Annotated in this window: 20 protein-coding genes; 16 read left to right on the forward strand and 4 right to left on the reverse strand. The window is 32.5% G+C overall.

Annotated elements, in window-relative coordinates; genetic code table 11:
* The first annotated feature begins 60 nt into the window (after positions 1-60).
* The 8 genes from AC5ZCW_RS18390 (at position 61) to AC5ZCW_RS18425 (ending at position 7,991) form a co-directional block, all read left to right on the forward strand.
* On the forward strand, positions 61-870 hold the full coding sequence (locus AC5ZCW_RS18390) for an SDR family NAD(P)-dependent oxidoreductase (protein ID WP_343544648.1): 810 nt from the start codon (positions 61-63) through the stop codon (positions 868-870).
* A 263-nt stretch (positions 871-1,133) separates the two neighbouring features.
* Complete coding sequence (locus tag AC5ZCW_RS18395) at positions 1,134-1,439, forward strand: hypothetical protein (protein ID WP_496121155.1); 306 nt, start codon at positions 1,134-1,136, stop codon at positions 1,437-1,439.
* A 124-nt stretch (positions 1,440-1,563) separates the two neighbouring features.
* Positions 1,564-3,372, forward strand: a complete 1,809-nt coding sequence (locus AC5ZCW_RS18400) for a type VI secretion system Vgr family protein (protein WP_496121156.1) — start codon at positions 1,564-1,566, stop codon at positions 3,370-3,372.
* A gap of 2 nt (positions 3,373-3,374) precedes the next feature.
* The gene (locus AC5ZCW_RS18405) at positions 3,375-4,328 is read left to right on the forward strand and encodes a hypothetical protein (protein WP_496121158.1); all 954 of its coding nucleotides are present in this window, start codon (positions 3,375-3,377) and stop codon (positions 4,326-4,328) included.
* Positions 4,315-5,028 (forward strand): hypothetical protein, encoded by a 714-nt coding sequence (locus tag AC5ZCW_RS18410; protein ID WP_343544652.1) that lies wholly within the window; start codon positions 4,315-4,317, stop codon positions 5,026-5,028. Before AC5ZCW_RS18405 ends, AC5ZCW_RS18410 begins: the two co-directional genes overlap by 14 nt.
* A gap of 577 nt (positions 5,029-5,605) precedes the next feature.
* The gene (locus AC5ZCW_RS18415; RefSeq protein WP_343544653.1) at positions 5,606-6,148 is read left to right on the forward strand and encodes a hypothetical protein; all 543 of its coding nucleotides are present in this window, start codon (positions 5,606-5,608) and stop codon (positions 6,146-6,148) included.
* A 159-nt stretch (positions 6,149-6,307) separates the two neighbouring features.
* Complete coding sequence (locus AC5ZCW_RS18420) at positions 6,308-6,829, forward strand: hypothetical protein (RefSeq protein ID WP_343544654.1); 522 nt, start codon at positions 6,308-6,310, stop codon at positions 6,827-6,829.
* Between the two features lie 208 nt (positions 6,830-7,037).
* Positions 7,038-7,991 carry a hypothetical protein gene (locus tag AC5ZCW_RS18425; RefSeq protein WP_496121159.1) on the forward strand — a complete coding sequence of 318 codons (954 nt, stop codon included), beginning with the start codon at positions 7,038-7,040 and terminating at the stop codon, positions 7,989-7,991.
* A 352-nt stretch (positions 7,992-8,343) separates the two neighbouring features.
* On the opposite strand, the gene AC5ZCW_RS18430 is transcribed toward AC5ZCW_RS18425, so the two are convergent.
* The 3 genes from AC5ZCW_RS18430 to AC5ZCW_RS18440 all read right to left on the reverse strand — a co-directional run bounded on the left by AC5ZCW_RS18430 (position 8,344) and on the right by AC5ZCW_RS18440 (position 12,595).
* The gene (locus tag AC5ZCW_RS18430; RefSeq protein WP_496121160.1) at positions 8,344-9,444 is read right to left on the reverse strand and encodes a PepSY-associated TM helix domain-containing protein; all 1,101 of its coding nucleotides are present in this window, start codon (positions 9,442-9,444) and stop codon (positions 8,344-8,346) included.
* A 55-nt stretch (positions 9,445-9,499) separates the two neighbouring features.
* The gene (locus tag AC5ZCW_RS18435; protein WP_496121161.1) at positions 9,500-11,881 is read right to left on the reverse strand and encodes a TonB-dependent siderophore receptor; all 2,382 of its coding nucleotides are present in this window, start codon (positions 11,879-11,881) and stop codon (positions 9,500-9,502) included.
* A gap of 141 nt (positions 11,882-12,022) precedes the next feature.
* Positions 12,023-12,595: a hypothetical protein gene (locus AC5ZCW_RS18440; protein ID WP_496121162.1), complete on the reverse strand. Its 573-nt coding sequence runs from the start codon at positions 12,593-12,595 to the stop codon at positions 12,023-12,025.
* Positions 12,596-12,924: 329 nt separating this feature from the next.
* Here AC5ZCW_RS18440 and AC5ZCW_RS18445 point away from each other — a divergent pair, with 329 nt between their 5' ends.
* The 5 genes from AC5ZCW_RS18445 (at position 12,925) to AC5ZCW_RS18465 (ending at position 19,771) form a co-directional block, all read left to right on the forward strand.
* The gene (locus tag AC5ZCW_RS18445; RefSeq protein WP_496121163.1) at positions 12,925-13,824 is read left to right on the forward strand and encodes a carbohydrate kinase family protein; all 900 of its coding nucleotides are present in this window, start codon (positions 12,925-12,927) and stop codon (positions 13,822-13,824) included.
* Positions 13,825-14,188: 364 nt separating this feature from the next.
* On the forward strand, positions 14,189-16,369 hold the full coding sequence (locus AC5ZCW_RS18450; RefSeq protein ID WP_343544661.1) for an HAD-IIB family hydrolase: 2,181 nt from the start codon (positions 14,189-14,191) through the stop codon (positions 16,367-16,369).
* A gap of 201 nt (positions 16,370-16,570) precedes the next feature.
* Entirely contained in the window at positions 16,571-18,082 is a 1,512-nt protein-coding gene (locus AC5ZCW_RS18455) for a glycoside hydrolase family protein (RefSeq protein WP_496121164.1), read from the forward strand.
* Positions 18,083-18,415: 333 nt separating this feature from the next.
* Positions 18,416-19,006: a Crp/Fnr family transcriptional regulator gene (locus AC5ZCW_RS18460; RefSeq protein WP_343544663.1), complete on the forward strand. Its 591-nt coding sequence runs from the start codon at positions 18,416-18,418 to the stop codon at positions 19,004-19,006.
* Between the two features lie 75 nt (positions 19,007-19,081).
* Positions 19,082-19,771, forward strand: a complete 690-nt coding sequence (locus AC5ZCW_RS18465; protein ID WP_496121165.1) for a CPBP family intramembrane glutamic endopeptidase — start codon at positions 19,082-19,084, stop codon at positions 19,769-19,771.
* 61 nt (positions 19,772-19,832) lie between these two features.
* Here AC5ZCW_RS18465 and AC5ZCW_RS18470 read toward each other — a convergent pair whose 3' ends face one another.
* Positions 19,833-20,189 carry a hypothetical protein gene (locus AC5ZCW_RS18470; RefSeq protein ID WP_496121166.1) on the reverse strand — a complete coding sequence of 119 codons (357 nt, stop codon included), beginning with the start codon at positions 20,187-20,189 and terminating at the stop codon, positions 19,833-19,835.
* 171 nt (positions 20,190-20,360) lie between these two features.
* Between AC5ZCW_RS18470 and AC5ZCW_RS18475 the strand changes: the two genes are divergently transcribed.
* Genes AC5ZCW_RS18475 through AC5ZCW_RS18485 form a run of 3 tightly spaced genes read left to right on the forward strand, consistent with a single transcriptional unit; the run spans position 20,361 to position 23,251 of the window.
* Positions 20,361-21,488, forward strand: a complete 1,128-nt coding sequence (locus AC5ZCW_RS18475; protein ID WP_496121167.1) for an NAD(P)/FAD-dependent oxidoreductase — start codon at positions 20,361-20,363, stop codon at positions 21,486-21,488.
* Positions 21,489-22,202, forward strand: coding sequence for a methyltransferase domain-containing protein (locus AC5ZCW_RS18480; RefSeq protein ID WP_496121168.1), 714 nt, complete (start codon positions 21,489-21,491; stop codon positions 22,200-22,202).
* A complete protein-coding gene (locus tag AC5ZCW_RS18485; protein ID WP_496121170.1) occupies positions 22,199-23,251 on the forward strand; it encodes a type III polyketide synthase in 1,053 nt (350 codons plus the stop codon). The genes AC5ZCW_RS18480 and AC5ZCW_RS18485 overlap by 4 nt, the downstream gene beginning before the upstream one ends.
* Positions 23,252-23,254: the final 3 nt, after the last annotated feature.

Below are 23,254 nucleotides of genomic sequence, written 5' to 3' on the forward strand. Positions count from 1 at the left end.
CCATAAAAATGACCGATTGGTCATAAATAAATTTTTAATTAATTATAAAAAACAAATACCATGTCAAAAACAATTTTAATTACAGGAGCTTCAAAAGGATTTGGAAGAGCTTGGACAGAAGCTTTTTTAGCTAAAGGATACAATGTAGCAGCAACAGCTAGAAATCTAGAAACGTTAAACGATTTAAAAGAAAAATACGGAAGCGCAATTTTACCTTTAAAATTAGACGTAAACAATCGTTTAGAATCTCTAGAAGTAGTTCAGAAAGCAAAACAGCATTTTGGAACCATTGATGTTTTGATCAACAATGCAGGTTATGCGCTTACAGGCGCGGTTGAAGAAGCAAACGAACAAGAAGCTAGAGAACAATTTGAAACCAATTTCTTCGGAACATTATGGTTAACACAAGCTGTTATTCCAATAATGAGAGAGCAAAAAAGCGGTCATATTATTCAAGTTTCTTCTATTTTAGGATTAGCAACTTTACCAACAGGAATGGGACTTTACAGCGCTTCTAAATTTGCTATTGAAGGTTTGAGCGAAACATTAGCTTCTGAAGTAAAACAATTTGGAATCAACGTTACTTTATTGGAACCAAACGGTTACGAGTCTAACATCTGGCATACTGGAATTACCAGCGAAAGTTTGCCATATTATGACGAAATCAAAAAAGCTTTGGCTGAAAGAGAAAACATTTTTGGTAAAGTCGAAGCGACCGCTCCAATAGTGGTAAAATTAGTAGAAAATGAAAACCCTCCTTTGCGACTATTATTAGGAAAAGTGGCATTTCCGTTTGTAAAACAAAGCTACGATCAAAGATTGGAAAGCTGGGAAAAATGGAATGATGTTTCAGTTGAAGCGCATGGTTAATTCAATATAAAAAAATCAAATAAAAAATGCTGCCCAAAATTGGCCGCATTTTTTTTGTTTAAAAACGAAGAGACTTAGCATCTTAGAACGTTAAAAACTCCACAAAATCTTTCTATATATCCTCCAGAAGTATGAAAAATAGCAACTGATCATTTTCCAGCGTGTCCTATTTTGATACAAAAAAGTCTTTTCTGTCTATGTTTTTAAGTTTTGTAATTATAGTTTTAGAAATAAAAAAAGACATAAACACTAAATGAAATACTATGGAAATAATGACTCATAATTACAGTCCAAAAATTTTTGTTCTAAATGAAATACGTGAGAAAGCTTTGGTTGATACTGAAAATGAAACTTTATTTATTGTTTATGATAACTTTTTATATAGTTTCAAAGTTGCAAACTTTGATACGTGGTCAACAATTCCAGAATCTGTAGAGATTAATGGGAGAATCTATTATCCGCAGCTTGGCGATACCATTACCCGAAGTGATGGTGCAAAACACATTTTTACCACTAAAGAAATTGTGATAGCAATGGCAACAGAATATTTTGAAAAGTTTATCAGATAAAAAATTATAAACTGATTTTTTATTTTCAAGTGTATCCTATTTTGATACAAAAATGGCTTTTAGGTGCAAGTTTTTATTTTTTGTAAATATATTTTTACAAATAAACCAACTAAAAATATTAAAAATGTCAAAATTCACAGAGCAGGTGCATATCACCGTAGAAGGCTTTACCCAAAATGTTATCTATTACAATCTTGAACTTTCTCAAAAAATGGCAGACCACCACCATTTTTCTTTCTTTTGGCAATACACGGGAAAACCTATTATTGCACCACAAGATCAGGAGAAAGCTTTTAGCGATTACATTGGCAGCGAGGTAATTTTCACCTTCAAAGTAAACGGAATACGCTTAATGTCTAAAGGCAGAATTACAAAATTAGGTTCTATCGATCTGCACGGAAGCCCCGCTGGACTGCACGTAACAGGAACAAGTCATACCATTGCCCTTGATGATATGCCAAAATCCAGAATCTTTCGCGAGAAAAACCTCCAACAGATTGGGCTCGAAATTTTTGCAGAAGAGAGTTCGGGAGAATTCTATCAGAGAGAAGCCATTGTGCCTACCTATACAAAAGAATTCAGTTTTAAAACCCAGTACAACGAAACAAGCTTTGATTTCCTCAAACGCCTTTCTGCCCGCCATGCGCAATGGCTCTATTTTGACGGAATGCGTATGCAATTTGGTCAGATTAAAAACACCAATGTAAAACTTATAAACGAATCTTCACTGCATAATTTTAGCATCGAAGCCAATTTAGTTTCACATAAAACTTCGTTCAGCAGTTATGACTATAATAGCGCCTCTACCATAAAAAATGGTGCAGAAAAAACCTCTCAAGGAAGTCGAGACCGATTTGCGTCTCTAGCCGCTTTTAAACAGCCTTATATTGTAAGACCCGGGCTCGAAAACGGCGCATATACCAGCAATGCTCAGAATAAGGACGAGATTGATGAAATGGTAAAAATGCAGACTGCAGGACGTGATGCCAACAGCATATTCTACAGCGGCACCTCCTATCTGCCTATAGGTTTGGGACAGACTTTTTCTATTGAAAACAAAAACGTAGAACATCATTTACTGGCAATTGAAATTATTCATTGCTCTGAAGTAAACGGAAATTATACCTGCAAATTCAAAGCTATTCCCGCCGATGTGGCAGCGCCACACTACACAGACGTAAATGCATTTGCTTCTGCCGAAAGCCAGCCTGCAATAGTAATTGACAATAATGACCCTGAAAAAATGGGACGCATAAAAGTGGATTTCTTCTGGAATGGATGGGCAACTAAAAGCGATTGGATGCGTGTGGTACAGCCTTACTCTGGCTCTGGAAAAGGGCTATATTTCAGGCCTGAAATAGGAGAAGAAGTTCAGGTAAGTTTTGAAGGCGGCAATGCAGAACGCCCCTATGTTTCTGGCACCTATTATAACGGAAAAGAAATGCCCGATTTCTTTGATACCAAAAACCGAATTAAAGGCTGGAAACTCCCTTTTGGGCAGCTTTTCAAGTTTATTGAAAAAGTAGGCATCTGGCTTTCTGACCCAAGTGGGAATGAAATTCATTTAAATGAGGAAACTAAAAGTACAACTATAACTGTACCTGAAACCCTAACACTTAACTGTAAAAACCTAATTATAAATGCTTCTGAGAGTGTTACGACGAATGCGGGAGTAAATATTACTGAAAATGCTACAGTAGATAAATCTACAACAATTGGAATGATGCATAATATCAATGTTGGAGGCAATAGTACGCTAAATGTAACAGGAGATTTTATGGAGTATATTGAAGGGGATTTTAAGTCTACAACAGAAAAAGACAGACATGATAATAGCAAACAAGGACTAAATCATTACACAGAAGGCGATTTGAATAAAAATGCCCAAAAAGAAATACAAAATAATAGTGGAGAACAAACCAGACAGAATTAATTATGAGCAGAATAAGAATTGTTAAAGGGACAACCACAATATACACAAAAGGAAATCACTATATGTATTCGCAGGGAAATATTACTTTTAATGCAGGTGGCTTTATTAATGAAACAGCAGAAAGTCATTCTTACGGAAACCCCATTGATGCTCCAACTTTTTTACTTGAAGATCGGATAGTTTATGTAAATGGTCATTTTTATAATAAAGACGGAACTTTTGAGGGAAAAATTAATGAACCTGATTTTGAAGGAAGTGTTGAAGATGTTTATGTTTGTGATGGAAAATCTACTCAGAAAAACAAAAATGGAGATGATTTTGTTACATATAATAACGCCAAAATTTTGAAAGAGAATGATGTGAATATCACTCATAAAAAGTTTATCAGCTCAAGCTCAACTATTTATGGAGAAAGTTCAGCTTATAGAAATAATATTGGTTTTATCACAGAATTATCAATGGAAATGTTTGCGATAGCAAGCGTTCATAAGATTAATAAGATTGCTTATGGCATAGATAGTGATCAAGCAAAATTGTTTAGAAAAACAGAAATTGAGAAAAGAAATAGTACCAAAATGCAGTTAGCTATTGGTGCTTTAATATATTCCCTTACGTCTGAAAATGATGCAAGTAACGGAGCTACTATGTGGGATGGAGCCGAACAAGCACAATTTCTAGAAAGTGATGATCGGTTTTCTACAGGTAAATTTGAAATCCATATGAACACTATGGGATGGACTATTTCAGATGAACATTACAAAAAATGGAAAGATGGTGTTGAAAAACTAGGAGGAACTTTTAATGTACCTCAAGAGAAATATACACCAGGAATCAACCCTCAAAATAGATTTTCGACCTCTGAAACTATAGCACTTGAATCAACGGCTGTTTATTTAGGCACTATTTTTTGGAAAGAATTAAAATTAAGAAAAAAGAAGCCACGTGAAAAAAGTTAAGTTAGTTATTATTCTTGTCTCTTTATTAGCAACTTCGTGCAAAGTTTCTAATAGTGATTATCTGGTAATTCACTCTAATAACAAAGGAATGGAAATCTATCATTATTTTCATGCAAATAATGAAGAATATGCAAGAGTTTATGGTAATAGTAAAGAAAGTGACTCAATTGCATTTACAATCGATAACAATGATTTGTTAGTCAACCAATTCATATATAGTCTAGAGCAAAAAAAACGTATTGACGGAGGAAATATACGATATGTAAACTACACTACTTCAATTACAGATATTAAATATTCCCAAAATTCAGATGGATGCATGAATATAAAACCTATTATAAATTTAGATTTTTTAAAAAAAGACAAAGAAATTGAACAAATTATTAAAGAAAACTGTAAAGTTAAGAAGAATAACGAAGAAGAAGACTTCTTTAGTGATTGCGATTTCATCCTTCCTCAATTAAATAAAATTGATTATTTACCTGATAATTCTAAGGTTATTTCTGTTGGAATTATGAAAAATAAAAAAAAACAATTTCAAGAGATTAATTTAAGAGCCAACTATTTTAATAAAAAAATTAATTACAAAAGATACTATTATTATAAAAATAAAAATATTGAAAAAATAAAAACACTAGTTAGAGATAGTATTTCAACAGATACTATTATAGATTGCTATTCTAAAATTAATTTAGATTAAACCGTTTAATTATGTTAGTCTGAAAAAGAATAAAAAACACTATCTAAATGTACAAAATCTATAAAAATAAGATCAGTCGACAGCTCAATATGGTCTGACAATATTTTGGAAAGAAGTTAATATTTCAAAACCTAAAGAAGCTATCAAATGATAAAGAATATACTATTTTTAATAATATTTCAAATTAGTATTTGTTCGGCACAGGATAAAAATTGCTTTTGTAATAAAAATAAATTAATGAATGAAAGCAATATAAATTGTGATACAATCAAACTACAGAAGAATTATATTCTTTATTGGCAATTTAATTGCGATCGAATATGGCTAACCCTAGAGAAACCTCATAAATCTAAAATTGCAATTAATGAAGTAGATGTAAATCTATATCCCTATACATATCGATTAGGCTATCAATTAATTAAAGATTACTCAAATAAGTTATTATTTCGAAGTGGGTGTTCAGCAAACGGACCATGTAAATTTATAGTAATTAATAAAAAGGATGGGAGAAAAATAAAAGAATACTTTGACTAATAATTAAGATTATTCATCTAAAATATTTAAACATTAAAGAATTATGAGATTTACTTTTTATCTATTTTTTATCATTTTATTCTTAATTTCTTGTTCTAAGATTGTAGATAAAAGTATAAGTAATAGTCCAAAAGATACCATTAATGTACAAAAAAACAATTTATCAGAAAAAAAATGTTTGGATCAAATAACTGGGTACAAAGATAAATATGGAATTGTATTCTCAAATTATTATAAAGACCAACCTATTCCTTTTGATTTTGACAATAATAAAACAGTAGATACAATTGTTATTTTAAAACCTTATTATGAAAGCAATAAAGAGAATTGTTTTCCTGATAATTCAGAATTTGATTTTCCTATGCTTTTGATAAGCAAAACGATAAATAAAAAGAGTGAAATTTTTAAAATTTTTAAAAACGTTTTAAAATGCAATACCCCTATTTATTACGAAGAAATAAAAATTAATAGAAGTGGCTTTATTATATTTAAAGATCTTATAGGAAATAACGGTTCTTATACCAAAACATATGTTTCATTTAAGTCTAATGAATTTTATGTAGATAGCATAAATGTTGAGTCATAGGGTCAGAAACAATATAGAAAAACATTAAAATATGCTGACACAAGCTTTTCTCTTTCTAATTTCAAAAGAACAGATATTGACTCAATAAGAACATTATTAGATAAAAATAATCCATAAACAAACACATTTCAGTTTTAAAAATAGCTCAACAGATAAATTATGAGAATTACAACGTTTTTTTTCTGTCTTTTTCTTAATACGTTAATTGCGCAAAAGAATGCATCTTACTTTATTCAAAAGGAAATAAAATCATGTAGAATAGCAATTAATGATTCTTTAAGTGTTTATCAAATTCACGAGAATCTGTTTAACAATGAAATTGTTTTTTTTCTAAAAACTGAAAATGTAATTACCTCAGAATGCAATAAAGAGTCATTACCAAAAAAACTACTTGAAAAATTAAAATTTTCTCAAAATCCATTTGTCACGATAAATAATTATGATGTTAAAAATATTACTGTCAAAGATTTTATAAATCTCATTCCTATTAAGTTCGTCGCATTAAAGAGATTAAATTATACAAGTGTAATAATCGAAATAAATAATTTTTCATATTCGACAATAGGCAGTGGATATATCTATATATGCTTCAAAATTGATAAGAAAGGAAAAGTAATTGAGAAAAAAATACTTGAATCAAAACTGTCTTTAAAAACAAATAAGTATAAGAAAATTTTCTAAGTCACAATTTTGTAAACAAATAAAAAAAAAAACGATAACGCGGATTTGCAATCCGTGCCCTCAAAGATAGGTTTGTTCTTTATTTTAAATACAAAACAAAAGCTGTATGATTCTTTGTAGCTTCTGTCTTGATAATTTGTGTTGTGTATTACCGTTGCGGGTACGGATTGCAAATCCGCGCTATCGGGAAAAAGATAAAAATTTAATTATGAAAAAGATTTCAATGACTTACTTTATATCATTCATATTATTAACGTCTAATATGAATGTTTTGGCACAATCATCAAAATTTTACACTACAGTCTATATTCTTAACAAAATTATTGATGAGAGTGAATATGTAAATGATGAAAGAATCAATAAAAAGCAAGAAATCAATACAAATCATTTAATTTATACATACAACTTTAAAAAAGATACAATAATTTATTATGACTTTTATGGATCCGAAATAAACACAAAAAAGACGCCTTCTATATGCACACTCATAAAAAGAAGTGATACTTTATTTTTGAGTTTTAAAAGAAATAGTTACGTAAATAAAATTAGGGTGAATTTTAATACTCAGGAAAAATCAATTTCAATAAATGATAAGGATATTTTTTATCTGAATGGAGTTTATTACAAATATCTTTATAAAAGTGTTAATCAAAGCCTTAATATTAAGGATCTTGTAGACCTTCTGGAAGATTTCTTAGAGGATTATAACCTTGAAGATTTAAAGTTTATATCCTCAAATGAAAAATATAAGCATAGAGATTTTAAGTTGATCAAAGCTTATATGGAATCGTACAGATCACAAGCGACAGATTATTTAGACAAATGGAATATAAAATTTTCATACAACAAGAAAGGTATCCTAAATTACGTATTAAAAAAATCAGCCGAAGATGATCAATCTTTAGAAAAAAAAATAATTATTTCAAAAGATAAAACTTTTAAATATCGTATTTGCAGAAATAATGAAAGTAGATTAATTGTAAATAGTGAAGAGTCTTTTAATACAAGTAAAAATAGTTACAATTCAAAGATTTCAGCTTTCCAAGTCGGGTTAGGAAAAGAAACAAAATATGAGATTAAAAGGATTGTTTATAAAGTAATCAATTCTAAAAAAATATTTTTAGATCAAAAGAAAATTTCTGAGATTATTGCTTTGAAATAAATTAATAATAAATTAATAATAAATTAATAATAAATTAATAATAAATTAATTGACTGGTATGGAACCGAATAAGCTGATGTCCAACAGAATATCTATTGCATTTTTAATATTTTTTATTCATTCATTTATTTTGGAAATAATAGTTGGTAGATTAGATGCTTATATTTCTAAGTACAATGGAGATAAAGATCATAGTATGCATTTTAAGATACTGTAAACATACCCGATAGCACGGATTTGCAATCCATGCCCACAACAGTTTGACACAATAAAGATCACTAAAATAAAGTATAAACCAATCTTTGCGGGCATGGATTGCAAATCCGCGCTATTGTTTTTTTTGTTAGAAACATTATTTATGCTTTACCTTTTTAACTTTAGACTTCTTCCCTTTCTTCCACCAAATTATAAATCCAGTTATAGGCAAAGAAGCTCCAATCAAACTGACCAAACTCCAGATTATTTTTCCTGTAAGACCAAAGAAAACTCCTGTATGCAGATCGTGATTACTAGCTTCATAAATATCAGCAGCGTTGTTGTCTTTGTATAATTTCGTTCTGAGCATCTGCCCTGTTTTTCCGTCAAAGAAAATAGTGTTTTGGTTTCTTGCCCAATCATTTGGATACGTCATTCTTAATCGCAATTCTCCTGTTTTTCTAATTGAAAACGAAACCGAAGTTGCGCCTGGATATTTCGCATTTGCACTTTCGTAAATGTTATTATATCGAACAGGAATTGTAGTCGAATCAATTTTAGCGTTAGAAACCACTTCATCTCCTTTTCTGAGCTTGGTTCCCGTTACTAAACTAACTCCTTTTTTAACCGCATCATATTTAAAATACGTTCCAGAAAAGGCAATTAAAAGCAGAAAAATAGAAGCATAAAATCCTAAAACCTGATGCAGATCAAAATTGATTCTTTTAAACGAACCGTTCCATTTTATTTTTAAAGATTGCTTAAGCAAGCGTCTTTGGTTTGGGAACCATAAAATTAATCCCGTTATCAGCATAATGATAAAAATTACCACTGCCCAACCTTGAATAAATTCGCCAACTTCTCCTAACAACAAAGTACGATGTATTTCTAGAACCGTATTCAGCCAATCTGCTCCCTGCTGATTGATTAAAGTTCCATCGTACGGATTGAAATAATAGGTCTTTTTCTTTTTCGCAGAAATTTGAACTGCAGCATTCGGTTCTGCTTTATCGATTTTTAAAGCGGTAATTTTCTGTTTAGGCTCAAGACGTTCGTAATTTTCAATTATAGTTTTCAAACCTATAAAAGGTTTTTCCTGAACGGGAACGTGCAGATATTCTTTGTTGGCAAAATGACGTATCTCTTCTTCAAAAACATAAAGAAAACCCGTAATGCTCACTATAAAAACAATGAGGCCCGATGCTAAACCGAGCCACAAATGTATTTGTCTGATAGTATTTTTAAAACCTTTGGTCATAATTTGCAATAAAATCCAAATGTAGAAATATCATTTTAAATGACGAATTGTATTCTTAGAATTTAAACGTAATATTTCCTGTAACTCTTGTTGGGTTTTGAGCAGCTAAACGATATGACCAATATTTCTCATTCGTAAGATTGTCAACTTTTAAGCCTAATCTGAATTTTGGTCTGTCATAAAACACAGAAGCATCCAAAACGGTATAAGAAGGAATACTGAACTTAAATGTTGAAGTATTCGTTTGATAGTACTCACTTCCATAAATTCCACCAAATCCAAATCCAAGACCAGAAGCTGCTCCTTCGGTTAATCTATAACTTGCCCAAAGATTGGCTGTTGTAGGCGAACCAGCTGTTGTAGGTCGTAAACCATTAATACTCGGATTTGCTTTTGTATATTCACTATCATTATAAGTATAACCAGCAACAATATTTAAACCTTTAATCGGATTTGCAATAAATTCTGCCTCAAAACCTTTACTCAATTGTGTTCCGTCTTGAATCTGGAAGTTTACGTGATCAGGATCATCACGTGTAACATTGGTAACTTTAATATCATAATAACTAAAAGTTGCGCTAATTTTATTAAAGTCAAACTTAACTCCACCTTCTAACTGATTTGCCTGATTTGGTTTGAAAGTATTTCCGTAAAAATCAGATCCACCCACATTATTGAATCCGTTCATATAATTTCCAAAAACAGATACTTTATCTTTAACCACTTGATAAACCGCTCCAAATCTAGGAGAAAATGCCGTCTGATTGTAATTTCCTGCAATAGAATCACGGCTTGGGTAATACACTCCTTTGTTAATATAACGATCGGCTCTAACACCTCCCATTACCAATAATCTATCGGTAACATTCAATACATCAGACACGTAAGCACTATAAGTTCTTTCGTTGTTTGATACCATGTTGGTATAAGTAGCATTTTGAAATAAAGGCTCAATTTTATTTAAAGTAAAATTGTTATAAGCATCACCAGGTTTTCTAAAATTAAGTGCTGGCATGTTTACCGTTGCATCATTACGAGTTGCGCGAAGGCTGTAAAAATCTAATCCTGCTACTACTCTATTTCGCAATTTTCCGATTTTAAAATCTCCGTTAAAGTTTTGCTGAATATCGGTTCCGTAATAAGGATAATCCTGATTGGTAACTTGCTGTCTTAATGTTTCATTACTTAACATAGTCAAAGCCACAACATAGCCTTCAGATGAAGATCTTGTGCGCGAAACAATAGTTTGTGAAGTCCATTCATCTGAAATTTTATATTTCAACTGCGCAAAAATGTTGTATTGCTGACCTGTGTAATTAACTGTATTATTGGCAAAAGAAAGATTGTAAGGAATTCCTAATTCTTCAATGCTGTGCGCTGTAGCATCTGCTTTTGTATACGGAGTTAATCGCGTTGGCGAAGTCCCTTTTGAAGCACTAAACTCAGCATCAATCAATAATGTCAATCTTTCGTTTACTTCATAAGAAAAACTTGGTGCAATAAAAAAACTTTTGTTGAATCCTGCATCCTGAAAACTTCTTTCGCTATGCAATGCCGTATTGATTCTGAAAAGAGCTGTTTTATCTTCGTTAAGCGGTGTATTGATATCAGCAGTTAAACGATTCAAATCCCAATCCCCTGCTGAATACGACACTTCTCCTTTAAAGAAATTAAAAGGCTTTTTGGTTACTCTGTTAAACAATCCTCCAAAAGAAGAAATCGTGCTTCCGAACAACGTTGCCGACGGTCCTTTGATTACCTCAATACGCTCTAAATTTGACGGATCAATTGAGTTATAGGTAAAACTTCCAACTCCGTTTCTTACTAACTGCGGTGTAGCAAATCCTCTCGAAATATTAGTTGTTCTTCCTTGATTTCTCACTTCGGCAATACCAGCACCTGGAACGTTTTTAAAAGCACTGTTATAATCTGTTATAACTTGTTCTTTCATCAATTCCTTGCTTACAATGGTATAAACCTGCGGATTTTCCATGTTTTTCAGTTTCATTTTAGAAACCTCTTCACTTTCTTTTCTAGCAAATCGATTTCCTCCAGAACTTACAATTACTTCCTCTAATTTTTGAGAAGTATAAGTCAGTTCAAAATCAAGTGTCACTTCAGTATTATTCTGATCCACAATAACTGAAGCTGGGGTTGATTCGTAACCGTTTAGTTTTATTTCAACCAAATAAGTTCCAAACGGAATATTTTTTAATTGATATGTACCATCAGAATCGGTAGTTGTCGTTTTATTTAATTCTGAAATTTTAACTGTTGCACCTTGTAAATAATTTCCGTCTTTAACGATTGCCTTACCAGAAATTGTACCCACAGTCGATTGAGAGAAGGCTTGTTCTGAACATAAAAAAATGATCAAAAAAGCAATAAACACTTGACATAAATATTTGTCATTTAGTGTTTTAAAAATTGTTTTCATATAAAATTCGTAATTTATCCTTATTTAGACTGGTTACAAATATATAAACGAGAACTGGATTCTTATAGAAAGATTAAAACTTTCTTAAAAAATAATTAAAATCAAAGATGGAGATTTCTCACGTCTCAAAAAGATTTACGATTATAGAAGATTACCTTCCCAATCAGTTTTCTTCGGAACAAATATTTTATGCCATTTTTCTACAAAGCCATTTATGTTTTGCATATCAAATTGTATCAATTTTGTAAGTTTACCGACTTCACTTTGGCAACCACTTTTAGTATAAAATTTTCCAAGTTTATGTTCTGGTAAAAAAAGCATGTAGAATAATGGCGGACCTTTATATTCATCACTTCTCAATCTCATTTTGGTCGAAATCTTATCTGGAGTTCCAAATTCTAATCCATCAAAATCTTTTAAAAGCAATAATGAGTTTAAAGTCGGACTAAGCTCATATATATTTAAATGAATTTGAATCCATTTTTCGCCAGTAAGTATACTTATAGAAATTTTTTCTAAATAATTTTCTGATGATAATCTACTGAAATCATAAGTATATCCGCGACTGCTTCGATCATATTGACCATGCCATGAAGTTTTAAATGGAGAAAGTTCAAAACCATTTTTTAATAAAGAAGGAATTCCCACTTCTTTGAAAATTTCATTTCTAACTTTTAGAAGTTCCTTGTCTTCAACTTTGTAAAATAATTTCATTTAAATTTTAAATAGTTTTGAAAGTGAAATTTTATTAGCAAACTGTTATAGTACTATTATGATTCACTTTAAATTCATTACAAATAGTTTTTATAAGATTGTAAGAAAAAAAACTTTTTTAATCCCGTTTTAACCTCTATAAATTCTATTTCATAAAAAAGACTACTGCTTCAACAAATATAAATTAAAATTTTAGACCTCGTAAAGTGAACAGATTGTTATGATTTTTAGAATTGGGTTGCAGAAACCGTTATTCTTTTTTATTTTTATGAAATCGTGTGAAACTCTAATCGCTCGATTTAATTTTTAAAAGTAAGAGAAAAACTAAAATGAGCAACGACAAAAAACTAAAAGCTGTCGCTTTCGGAGAAGTACTTTGGGATATTTTTGGTAATGAGAAAAAAATTGGTGGAGCGCCTTTAAACGTAGCGCTTCGTATGAAAGCTTTAGGAGCCGATTCAAATATGATTAGCTGTGTAGGAAACGATGCAGACGGAGAAGCAATTATAACCGAAGTCAAAAAATTAGGATTGAATACCGATACTATTCTAAAATCGGATCATTTTCCAACTGGATTGGTAAATGTAACTTTGGACGAAAGTAAATCGGCTACTTACGAAATTCTTTACCCTTCTGCTTGGGATAAAATTACCTTAAACGAAGAAGCAAGAGAACTAGTTGTAAGCTCCGATGTTTTAATCTACGGAAGCTTAGTTTGTCGAGATGAAGTTTCTAGAAATGCTCTAGAAGAATTGCTCAACACGCACACCTACAAAGTTTTTGATGTCAATCTAAGAAAACCTCATTACGATTACGAAATTCTACAACATTTAATGCAGTCTGCTAATTTTATCAAATTTAATGATGAGGAAATAACTGAAATCAGCGCCGCTTTAGATTCGCCTTATACGACTATAGAAGAGAATATGAATTTTATCTGTTCGCTAACAAATGCTACTGCAATTTGTGTCACAAGAGGAAAAGATGGTGCGCTTTTACTATGGGATAAACATCTATACGAAAATGAAGGTTATACTGTGAAAGTTGAAGATACTGTTGGTGCTGGCGATTCTTTTTTAGGAGCTTTAGTCACTTCGCTTTTAAACGGAAAACAACCACAAGAAGCTTTAAATTTTGCTTGCGCAACAGGAGCTTTGGTAGCTGGATCGACAGGCGGAAATCCTGATATTCGTATAACTGATATCGAAAATCTGATTAATAAAAACTAATATTCTTTTAGATAGAATAGTCAAACCCGACAGGTTTTTAAAACCTGTCGGGTTTTGTTATAAAATATAGAAAGTTAGTGTTTGAATTGCCTCCTGCTTTAGCTGGAGGTTAAAATTTATGCAATAAAAAGGCTTTAGCCAAATAATACTTTTTGGCTAAAGCCTTCACCAATATTCAATACGACCTCCAGCTAAAGCTGGAGGCAATTGAAAAAATTGCTTTTATACAAAACCTTCTCCTTTTTATACTTAAATCATTCCTTTTTGCTTTCAAACATGGGAAATATGTAAATTTAAAATGGAATTATTTCTTCCTAATCAATATGGGCGCAGTAACTTGTGATTTCAAATAATTTAAGGAAGAATGATGAAAAAATTACGAATTTCTCTTATCAATATTCACGGACTTTTAAAAGGTTCTGGTTTAGAAATCGGACGAGATGCAGACAACGGAGGCCAGACCAAATATATTTACGAATTAGCCGAATTTTTATCGCAGCATGAAGATGTAGAACATGTTCATCTTTTTACAAGATTAATCGATGATCCTGCTCTTTCGCCTGAATATGCTGTGCCTGTTGAGATTATAAATGACAAACTAGACATTAGAAGAATTCCGTTTTTAGGAAAAAAATACAAAGCAAAAGAACAGCTTTGGGAAGGGCTTGATCTTTTTGTAAATGGTGCAATGCAACATATTAAACAATATAATATTTTCCCAGATTGGATTCATTCCCACTACGCCGATGCGGGTTACGCCGCCGCCGAATTATCAGCTGTTTTAAATATTCCTTTTGCTCACACCGGACATTCATTAGGGTTTTATAAAAAGAAAAAATTAATCGAAGGCGGAGAAACAGAAGAAGAACTCGAAAAAAAATTCAAATTCAGCACCAGAATTGCGGCAGAAGAAAGAACACTAGAACTCGCTGAATTTATTGTTACTTCTACCGAACAGGAAATTGAAACCTACAAAGCCTACAAAAACTTCGAGCTAGGAAAATACCACGCCATCTCTCCCGGAATTGATACCCGAAAATTTGTTCCTTATTACTATCAGGAAAATGATTCTGAGAAAAACATGGAAGAAATACAACGAAAATATTGGGTTCAGGAAAGCATTTCGAAATTTCTAACCAATCCGCACAAGCCAATTATTCTGGCACTTTCGAGGCCTGACCGACATAAAAACTTGAACACTTTAATTGAAGTTTACGGAAAAGACAAAGAACTTCAAAGCATTGCCAATCTGGTCATTTTTGCGGGTATTCGAAAAGACATTGCCAAAATGCCCGAATCTGAAAAGAACGTCTTAACCGATTTGCTTCTTTTGATGGACAAATACGATTTGTATGGAAAAATGGCCATTCCGAAAAAACATGATGTCGAAAATGAAGTATCAATTATTTATCGTTATGCCGCAGAAAAAAGAGGCGTTTTTGTGAATTTAGCTTTACATGAAAACTTCGGATTAACTGTTATCGAATCGGCTAGTTCTGGACTTCCTGTTGTGGTAACTAAAAACGGAGGACCTTCAGAAATTATTCCAGTCTGTCAAAACGGAGAATTAGTCAATCCGCAAGATGAAAGTCAGATTAAAAAAGCGCTTCGTAATATTTTAACCGATGAAAATAAATGGAAATATTATTCGAATAATGGAGCCATCAATATCCAGAAATACTACAGCTGGCTGAGTCACGTCAATCAATATGTAGATCTTGTAAAAGAAAACCTTTCCCTTTCTTCGGGAGCTGGAATTAAAAAACAGCATTATCCAAATATCAACATCGAGAGATTAAAAAGAAAAATCGATCATTTATTAGTTTCTGACATTGACGGAACTTTAATTGAACCAAAACTGGCAAATCCAGGTTTAAAAGAACTAAAAGCGCACCTTGTTAATCGTACCGATAAAATGGCTTTTGCTATGGCCTCTGGGCGAAATTTAGCTTTAGTGAAAAAAGTCATCGACGAAGAAGAATTTCCCCTGCCCGATTTCATCATCTGTTCTGTCGGAACCGAAATTTATTACACCAACGGAAAAGATTATATTTTGGATAAAGGTTGGGCAAAATTTCTTTCTGGAAGATGGAAAAGAGAAGAAATTGTCAATAAACTAAAAGCAATTAAATGGATTAAACTTCAGGAAGAAGAAGCACAGAATCCGTATAAAATCTCTTATTACTATGACAAAGAAAACTACAATCATGATGAATTAATTGCGGTTTTAGGAACAGGCTGGTATAAAGTGAATATTATTCCGAGTCACGGGCAATTTCTAGATTTTATTCCGAAAAGAGCATCAAAAGGAAATGCGATTAAGTTTTTATGCCGAAAATGGTCTATTCCGCTCAGTAATGTAATTGCCGCTGGAGATTCAGGAAATGATGTCGATATGTTTAGAGGTCCTGTTAAAGGAATTATTGTTGGTAACCGAAGCGCAGAACTGGCAGATTACGAAACAACAAAAAGTATTTATGTTGCAAAAACTTCGGCTTCAGAAGGAATTTTGGAAGGTTTAAAACACTATAAAGTCATAAAATAATTCATTCGTTGAGCATAAAAAATAAGCCCCAAATTGAACAAATTTTCACGAATTTTTAATTATGCAAAAATCTAAGACATATCACAACTACAACTTTGTCAAAGTTTTAAACTTTGGCAAAGTTCTTCAAATTAGAATTCGTGAAAATTCGTGGCATTCGTGGCAAAAAAAATATACTAACAGTTTAAAATAAGTAATAAAATGTATTCAGGTTCGGGATTTAGCAACTGGGAAATTGGAGATGTTGATGTGTTTATAGATGAAAAAGGAATTCATCATTTATTTCATTTAATCATTCCCAATCACGATTATATCGCTCATGCCGTTTCTAAAGACGGTCTTTCGTGGAAACGAGTAAAAAATGCCTTATTTGTTGGCGATCCAGGAGAATGGGACGATGATATGTTATGGACAATGCACATCAGCAAAAAATCGGATAGCGAAGGTTATGAAATGTATTACACAGGACTTAAACGTCAGGATAAAGGAATCGAGCAAAAAGTAGGACGTGCAATTTCTACCGATTTACTTACATGGAAAAAGGAAAATTTATACGGACTTCCGTTTAAAAGTGAAGCACCACATTATGAAGGAAAGAATAATAATCCGCGACAATGGATTAGCTTTCGTGACCCGTTCAAATACCAATACAAAGGAGAAGATTATTTGTTAATCTGTGCCCGAAGCGCCTCTGGACCAACATACCGAAGAGGCTGTATTGGTGTGGCAAAAAGAGAAAAAGAAGGTTATGTGCTGCAGAAACCGCTTCATATTCCGTATGTTTATGATGATGTCGAATGTCCGTGCGTTTTCGAGATAAAGGGAACACATTATCTTTTGGGATCAATTAGGGAAGATATTAAAGTTCGTTATTGGTCTTCGCCTGAGTTTAGAGGAGAATATTCGGCATTTCATAATAATGTTCTGATGCCGCAAGGAAACTATGCTGCTAGAGTAGTCAAAGATGGCAAACATTTCTTGGTTTATAATTTCTATTTTGCCGACGGAAATGTCAATACACATCGTGTGATTCCGCCACCAAAAGAACTCGATGTTGATAAAAACGGACGTCTTTTATTGAAAAGTTATTATTATTGGGAAAAATTATATCAGAAAACCATATTTCAAAAAGACCTTCCTCATCCCCTACCAATTCTAGGAAATCCAACTGCCGATTTTGTTTTGGAAAATGAAAACAAATGGCGATTTGGATGCCGAAGCGGTTATGAAATTTACGGCTTCGAAAAACCATCAAACGATTTTGTATGGGAAGGAACATTATCTGTTGAAGGAATGGGAAAAACAGGTTTTGTGATAGAATGTGACAAAGAAGGAACGGGATATTATATTTCGATTGATTTTATGAATGGTTTCGTTCAATTTAGAGCTTGGGGATTTAATGAAAAAGACGTAAAGAATAATTTTATCTTCGAAAACATTCAGACCAATCAGTTTGAAATTGGAGAAGAAAAACAAATTTCTTTTAAGATTATCCGTTATGGAAATTATTACGAACTTTCGATAAATGACATTGTAAAACTGACTTTATTGGATTTTAAATACAACGAAGGGAAAATTGGCATTTATGTCTGTTCGGCTGTAATTTCGATTAGTGATTCTAAAATTCACGTTATTCCAGAGCCTGAGAATGAATATGCTGCATCAGATCCTGAAAAATACGATAATGAGTTACAGCCAAATTCTTTAATTTAATGAGCCTTCCCAAAAGATAAACTATAGAGCTCGTTTAAGCATTTTTGTCATTTCGACGAAGGAGACTCGAGCGATAGCGAATTGGCGAAGCAAATCTCCACAAGTAGCTCGACAAAGATTGCCAACAATAGGAACGGAGTTTCTTGCGAAGATTTCTCCTTCGTCGAAATGACAATTATTGTGGTTATAAATGTCAAACTTTGTCAAAGTTTTGAACTTTGACAAAGTTGTCTTAACAGTCTTCTAAAAAATATAAATAACAGGATAACCCAGCTGTTTTTCTTTTGAAAGATAAAACTTATATTGGCATTTCAAAACTGATAATTTAATAAGATGCCACAAAGTCCCTCTCCTGAAGAAGTAAAAAGAATTTTCGAAAATTATTTTACTGCCGATATGACTATCTGGAAAGGATTCTCGGAGAAAATTAAAGTCCGTGAATTTGAGAAATCAGAAATCATAAAAGATTATCATGGTGTCGAGAAATACCTTAACATCATCATTAAAGGATCGGCAGGATTATTTGTTTGGGACGGCAAAAGAGATATTTGCATTAATTTATTGTATGAAAATAGTTTTATAAGCGATTATATGTCTTTTCTAAATCAGCAGCCATCTGTTATTAAATCTGAAGCTTTGGAAGATTTAACTTTATGGTCTATTTCTCATTCAGATTTAAATGAATTGTATCAAAGATCTGAAACAGGTTTACGAATTGGAAAAGCCATTTCTGAAATGCTCTACGTACGCAAACAGCAAGAACAGATTAATCTTTTGACACTTTCCCCACAAGAGCGTTATTTAAAACTTATAGAGGGAAGACCAGAAATTTTTCAGAGAACACCTTTAAAAATCATCGCTTCTTATCTCGGATTAACAGCAGAAAGTTTAAGCCGAATTCGAAAAAGAGTTATGGAAAAATGATTTCTTACCCAAAGTCAATTTTATTTTCATTTATGCGTCATAAGTTTGCTTCACTAAACCAAACAAATTTAAACCATGAAAAATAAAATCAACTTTGGAGCTATTATAGTTTTTTATGTAATCGCAGTAATCTGCAGATATGCAGCTGTAAAAACCAATTTATTATCCGGAATCGAAAATCCGTATTTAGTGATTCTGCTACGCGGAGTTGGACCAGCTTTAGGCGCTCTGGCTGCTATAAAAATATTCTCTTTGCATAACCCGATGTCCTTAAAAGGAATATACAAAAACGCAATATTTCCTTTTGCTGTATATTGGATACTTCCAGCAGTTTTAATCGCTGGTGTATATTATGTTACAATTGGCAAATTCCCAATTTTATTAATGTTTACTGTTTTAGTTTATGGACTTTTGGAAGAAATAGGATGGCGAGGATTTTTGCAAGAACAGCTAAAATCACTTCCTAAATTTACTTCTATCGTAATTATTGCCGTTCTTTGGTTTGCTTGGCATTTAAATCTAGAAACAACACCAAACAATATGATTTTCCTTGGAATTATTTTCTTTGGAACATGGGGAATCGGAAAAGTATATTCTTCTACAGGTTCTTTGCTAGCGGTTGCAGGAGTACATTCATTAAACAATTTCTTCCGTGATGGCTTGCATGAGAGAGAACTTATTTTAATTGCGGTTTTACTAGTAATATGGATTGGTTTTATTATTCTTTATAACAAAAAATACAAGACAGTAGCAAATCCAGCATAAACTTTTAACACTAAACTTTGTCAAAGTTTTGAACTTTGACAAAGTTGACTTCTAGTTTTCTTTAATTTAATCGTTCAGTAGTTTCCATTCTCAAACAATGCTCACTTCCTAAATAAAGCGGATTTCCATGTTTTTCTGACCAGAATCCGTCTAGAACATCTTTTGTGATGCATCTGTAAACCGCAACTCCTTTATAGGTTTTATTGTCATCTCCTTTATAACTAAAATTGATCACTAAAATATTATCCTTAAAAAAACCCGTTCCTTTTTGCTTAGAACTATTGATAATCCAGTCTGCTTTTATTCGGTTGTTTTTATCCAAAGTTAGAGTCAAAACACCTTTGTATGTAATTTCATTACTTTCATCCTGATTACTTCCTGAAATAGAAAAAGTTCCAACTAAATCCTGTATCGTCATTTATAAATGCTGCTATTTTTTGGCAAAAGTAAAGATTATCTTTTAAATGATTTTTCTTCTGGATTTTCTCTGCCCAAACATTTTTACTCTTTTAAGACAAAGGTTGAAATTTTGTTAATTTCTTATCGAATTTAATAAAGTTCTTTCCAAATTAATAACTAAATTGGTAGTATGAGAACAAATCCTGATGTACTTATTATTGGAGGCGGTCTTGCTGGTCTGGCAGGCGCTTTGCACTTATCCAAAAAAGGATTAAAGGTTGTTCTTATCGAAAAAAATGCCTATCCAAAACACAAAGTTTGCGGTGAATATATTTCTAATGAAATTCTTCCGTATCTATTCTGGCTTGATGTAGATGTTAAGAAACTTGAGCCTACTGCGATTTCAAATTTCGAATTTACGGCACAAAACGGAAAAACGGCAAAGACCAGACTTCCGTTGGGCGGTTTTGGAATCAGCCGTTTCGAATTGGATCATTTTCTATTTCAAAAAGCAAAAGAAAAAGGCTGTACAATTCTAACAGAAACAGTTACTCATATTTCTTTTCAAAATGATATTTTTACGGTAAACACTTCCGAACAGATTCTTACAGCAAAAATCGTTTTGGGCGCTTATGGCAAAAGATCCAATATCGATCAGGATTTATCTAGAGCATTTATTTCTAAAAAATCACCTTGGTTAGCCGTAAAAGGACATTACACTGGAAATTTTGATGAAAGTCTTGTTGGCTTATACAATTTTCAAGGCGGTTATTGCGGAGTTTCAAAAGTTGAAAACAACATTATAAACATTTGCTACTTAGCCGATTTTGAGACTTTTAAAAAATATAAGAATATTGAGGATTACCAAAAATCGGTTCTTTATAAAAACAAGAAACTGAAAGCTATATTTGAAAATAGCACTTCCCTATTTGAAAAACCTCTGACTATAAGCCAGATTTCTTTTGATAAAAAAAAACCTGTAGAAAACCATATTTTAATGATTGGCGATACTGCGGGACTCATTCATCCAATGTGTGGCAACGGTATGGCAATGGCTATTCATAGCGCTAAAATTGCTTCTGAGCTAATACTTGAGTTTTATTATGGAAAGATAAAATCCAGACACGAATTGGAGAAAAAATACATTCAGGAATGGAAAAAGCATTTCAGCAAAAGATTATTCTTTGGACGAATATTAGCCAAAGCTTTAACATTCAAAAATTTCACACATGCAATGACCACAATTGCAGCTTCGGCTCCATCATTACTTTCTCTTATAATAAAACAAACACACGGCCGACCAATAACAGTTGAATAAATGAGTGTAGACACTAAATATAGAACAGAAGAAATTGAAATAATGGACGATTTTTCGCTTGAAGGCGAAGAACTCAGTGGCGCTTTAGATCAAATTGCTTCTATCAATCAATTACTTGGCGGTAATAAGCTTACGCTGCATGGCATAAAGCAGCTTTTAAAAAAAGCCGATACTGCTCAAACTATTACTATTGCCGACATAGGTTGCGGAAATGGAGATATGTTGCGAATGCTATCTAAATACGGAAAAAAGCAAAACCTGAATTTTAGACTTATTGGTGTCGATGCCAATGCTTTTACGATTGATTATGCTAAAAAGCTTTCTAAAGATTTTCCGAACATAGAATACCGCTGTATGGATATTTTTAGTGACGATTTTAATCAACTTAAATACGATATTGTTTTGTGTACATTAACACTGCATCATTTTACAACAAACCAAATTGCAGAAGTAATGCATACGCTAAACAAAAATACTGTTATAGGCATTGTGGTAAACGATCTTCATCGAAGTAAAATTGCTTACCGATTATTTGAACTTATTGGTGTTGTTTTCAATCTCAACGATATGTCACGCAACGACGGATTGATTTCTATTTTGAAAGGATTCAAAAAGAACGAACTGGAGCATTTATCCGAAAAATTAAATTTAAAAAACTACTCCATAAACTGGAAATGGGCTTTTCGCTACCAGTGGATAATTACAAAAATATGAGTGTAAAGATCATTACAGCTGTAAAACAGCTTCCGCAATATTCCCGTACCACAGAAGAAATACTTCCGCTAGTCGATCTATGGCTCGAAGGTCAGGAAGAACGTTTTGTCAAAAAAGTAAAAAAGATTTTTGAAGGAGCTTCTGTAGACAAACGCTATTCAATCATGGAACCTTCTGAGGTTTTTACCGCTACTTCATTCGAAGAAAAAAATGATATTTACAGTCGCGAAATGATTGTTCTGGGACATCAGGTTTTAGAAAAAGCATTAGAAAAAACAGGCTGGAATCCGCAGAGTTTAGACTATATTATTACGGTAAGCTGTACCGGAATCATGATTCCTTCGCTTGACGCCTATCTCATTAATAAAATGAAATTACGACAAGATATTGTTCGCCTTCCCGTTACCGAAATGGGCTGTGCGGCCGGAATATCAGGAATTATTTATGCAAAGAATTTTCTGAAATCAAATCCAGGCAAACGTGCTGTGGTAATTGCAGTAGAATCGCCAACGGCAACTTTCCAGCTGAATGATTTTTCGATGCCAAATATTGTAAGCGCAGCTATTTTTGGAGATGGCGCAGCCTGCTGTTTATTATCTTCTAAAGAAGAAGATTCAGGGCCAGAAATTATTGATGAACAGATGTATCATTTTTATGACGCTGAGCATATGATGGGTTTCAAACTCACTAACGGCGGACTGCAAATGGTTCTCGATATTGAAGTTCCAGATACAATTGCTTCTCATTTTGGCGATATAATTCATCCGTTTCTTAAACAGAATAATCTCGAAATTAAAGATATTGATCATATGATATTTCATCCAGGAGGAAAAAAAATTGTAACAACGGTCGAATCGCTTTTTGCAGGACTGGAGAAAAATATTGATGATACTAAAGAAATTCTCCGAGAATACGGAAATATGTCGAGCGCTACAGTTTTGTATGTTTTAGAAAACATCATGAATCGAAATCCGAAAAAGGGAGAAAAAGGTTTAATGCTGAGTTTTGGTCCAGGATTCTCAGCACAAAGAGTTTTATTGCAATGGTAATTT

The sequence above is a fragment of the Flavobacterium sp. PLA-DH12 genome (assembly GCF_059511845.1).

Coding starts and splice junctions, on each gene's coding strand:
- AC5ZCW_RS18390 (WP_343544648.1), top strand. CDS start 61: ATGTCAAAAACAATTTTAATTACAGGAGCTTCAAAAGGATTTGGAAGA.
- AC5ZCW_RS18395 (WP_496121155.1), top strand. CDS start 1,134: ATGGAAATAATGACTCATAATTACAGTCCAAAAATTTTTGTTCTAAAT.
- AC5ZCW_RS18400 (WP_496121156.1), top strand. CDS start 1,564: ATGTCAAAATTCACAGAGCAGGTGCATATCACCGTAGAAGGCTTTACC.
- AC5ZCW_RS18405 (WP_496121158.1), top strand. CDS start 3,375: ATGAGCAGAATAAGAATTGTTAAAGGGACAACCACAATATACACAAAA.
- AC5ZCW_RS18415 (WP_343544653.1), top strand. CDS start 5,606: ATGAGATTTACTTTTTATCTATTTTTTATCATTTTATTCTTAATTTCT.
- AC5ZCW_RS18420 (WP_343544654.1), top strand. CDS start 6,308: ATGAGAATTACAACGTTTTTTTTCTGTCTTTTTCTTAATACGTTAATT.
- AC5ZCW_RS18425 (WP_496121159.1), top strand. CDS start 7,038: ATGAAAAAGATTTCAATGACTTACTTTATATCATTCATATTATTAACG.
- AC5ZCW_RS18430 (WP_496121160.1), bottom strand. CDS start 9,444: ATGACCAAAGGTTTTAAAAATACTATCAGACAAATACATTTGTGGCTC.
- AC5ZCW_RS18435 (WP_496121161.1), bottom strand. CDS start 11,881: ATGAAAACAATTTTTAAAACACTAAATGACAAATATTTATGTCAAGTG.
- AC5ZCW_RS18440 (WP_496121162.1), bottom strand. CDS start 12,595: ATGAAATTATTTTACAAAGTTGAAGACAAGGAACTTCTAAAAGTTAGA.
- AC5ZCW_RS18445 (WP_496121163.1), top strand. CDS start 12,925: ATGAGCAACGACAAAAAACTAAAAGCTGTCGCTTTCGGAGAAGTACTT.
- AC5ZCW_RS18450 (WP_343544661.1), top strand. CDS start 14,189: ATGATGAAAAAATTACGAATTTCTCTTATCAATATTCACGGACTTTTA.
- AC5ZCW_RS18455 (WP_496121164.1), top strand. CDS start 16,571: ATGTATTCAGGTTCGGGATTTAGCAACTGGGAAATTGGAGATGTTGAT.
- AC5ZCW_RS18460 (WP_343544663.1), top strand. CDS start 18,416: ATGCCACAAAGTCCCTCTCCTGAAGAAGTAAAAAGAATTTTCGAAAAT.
- AC5ZCW_RS18465 (WP_496121165.1), top strand. CDS start 19,082: ATGAAAAATAAAATCAACTTTGGAGCTATTATAGTTTTTTATGTAATC.
- AC5ZCW_RS18470 (WP_496121166.1), bottom strand. CDS start 20,189: ATGACGATACAGGATTTAGTTGGAACTTTTTCTATTTCAGGAAGTAAT.
- AC5ZCW_RS18475 (WP_496121167.1), top strand. CDS start 20,361: ATGAGAACAAATCCTGATGTACTTATTATTGGAGGCGGTCTTGCTGGT.
- AC5ZCW_RS18480 (WP_496121168.1), top strand. CDS start 21,489: ATGAGTGTAGACACTAAATATAGAACAGAAGAAATTGAAATAATGGAC.
- AC5ZCW_RS18485 (WP_496121170.1), top strand. CDS start 22,199: ATGAGTGTAAAGATCATTACAGCTGTAAAACAGCTTCCGCAATATTCC.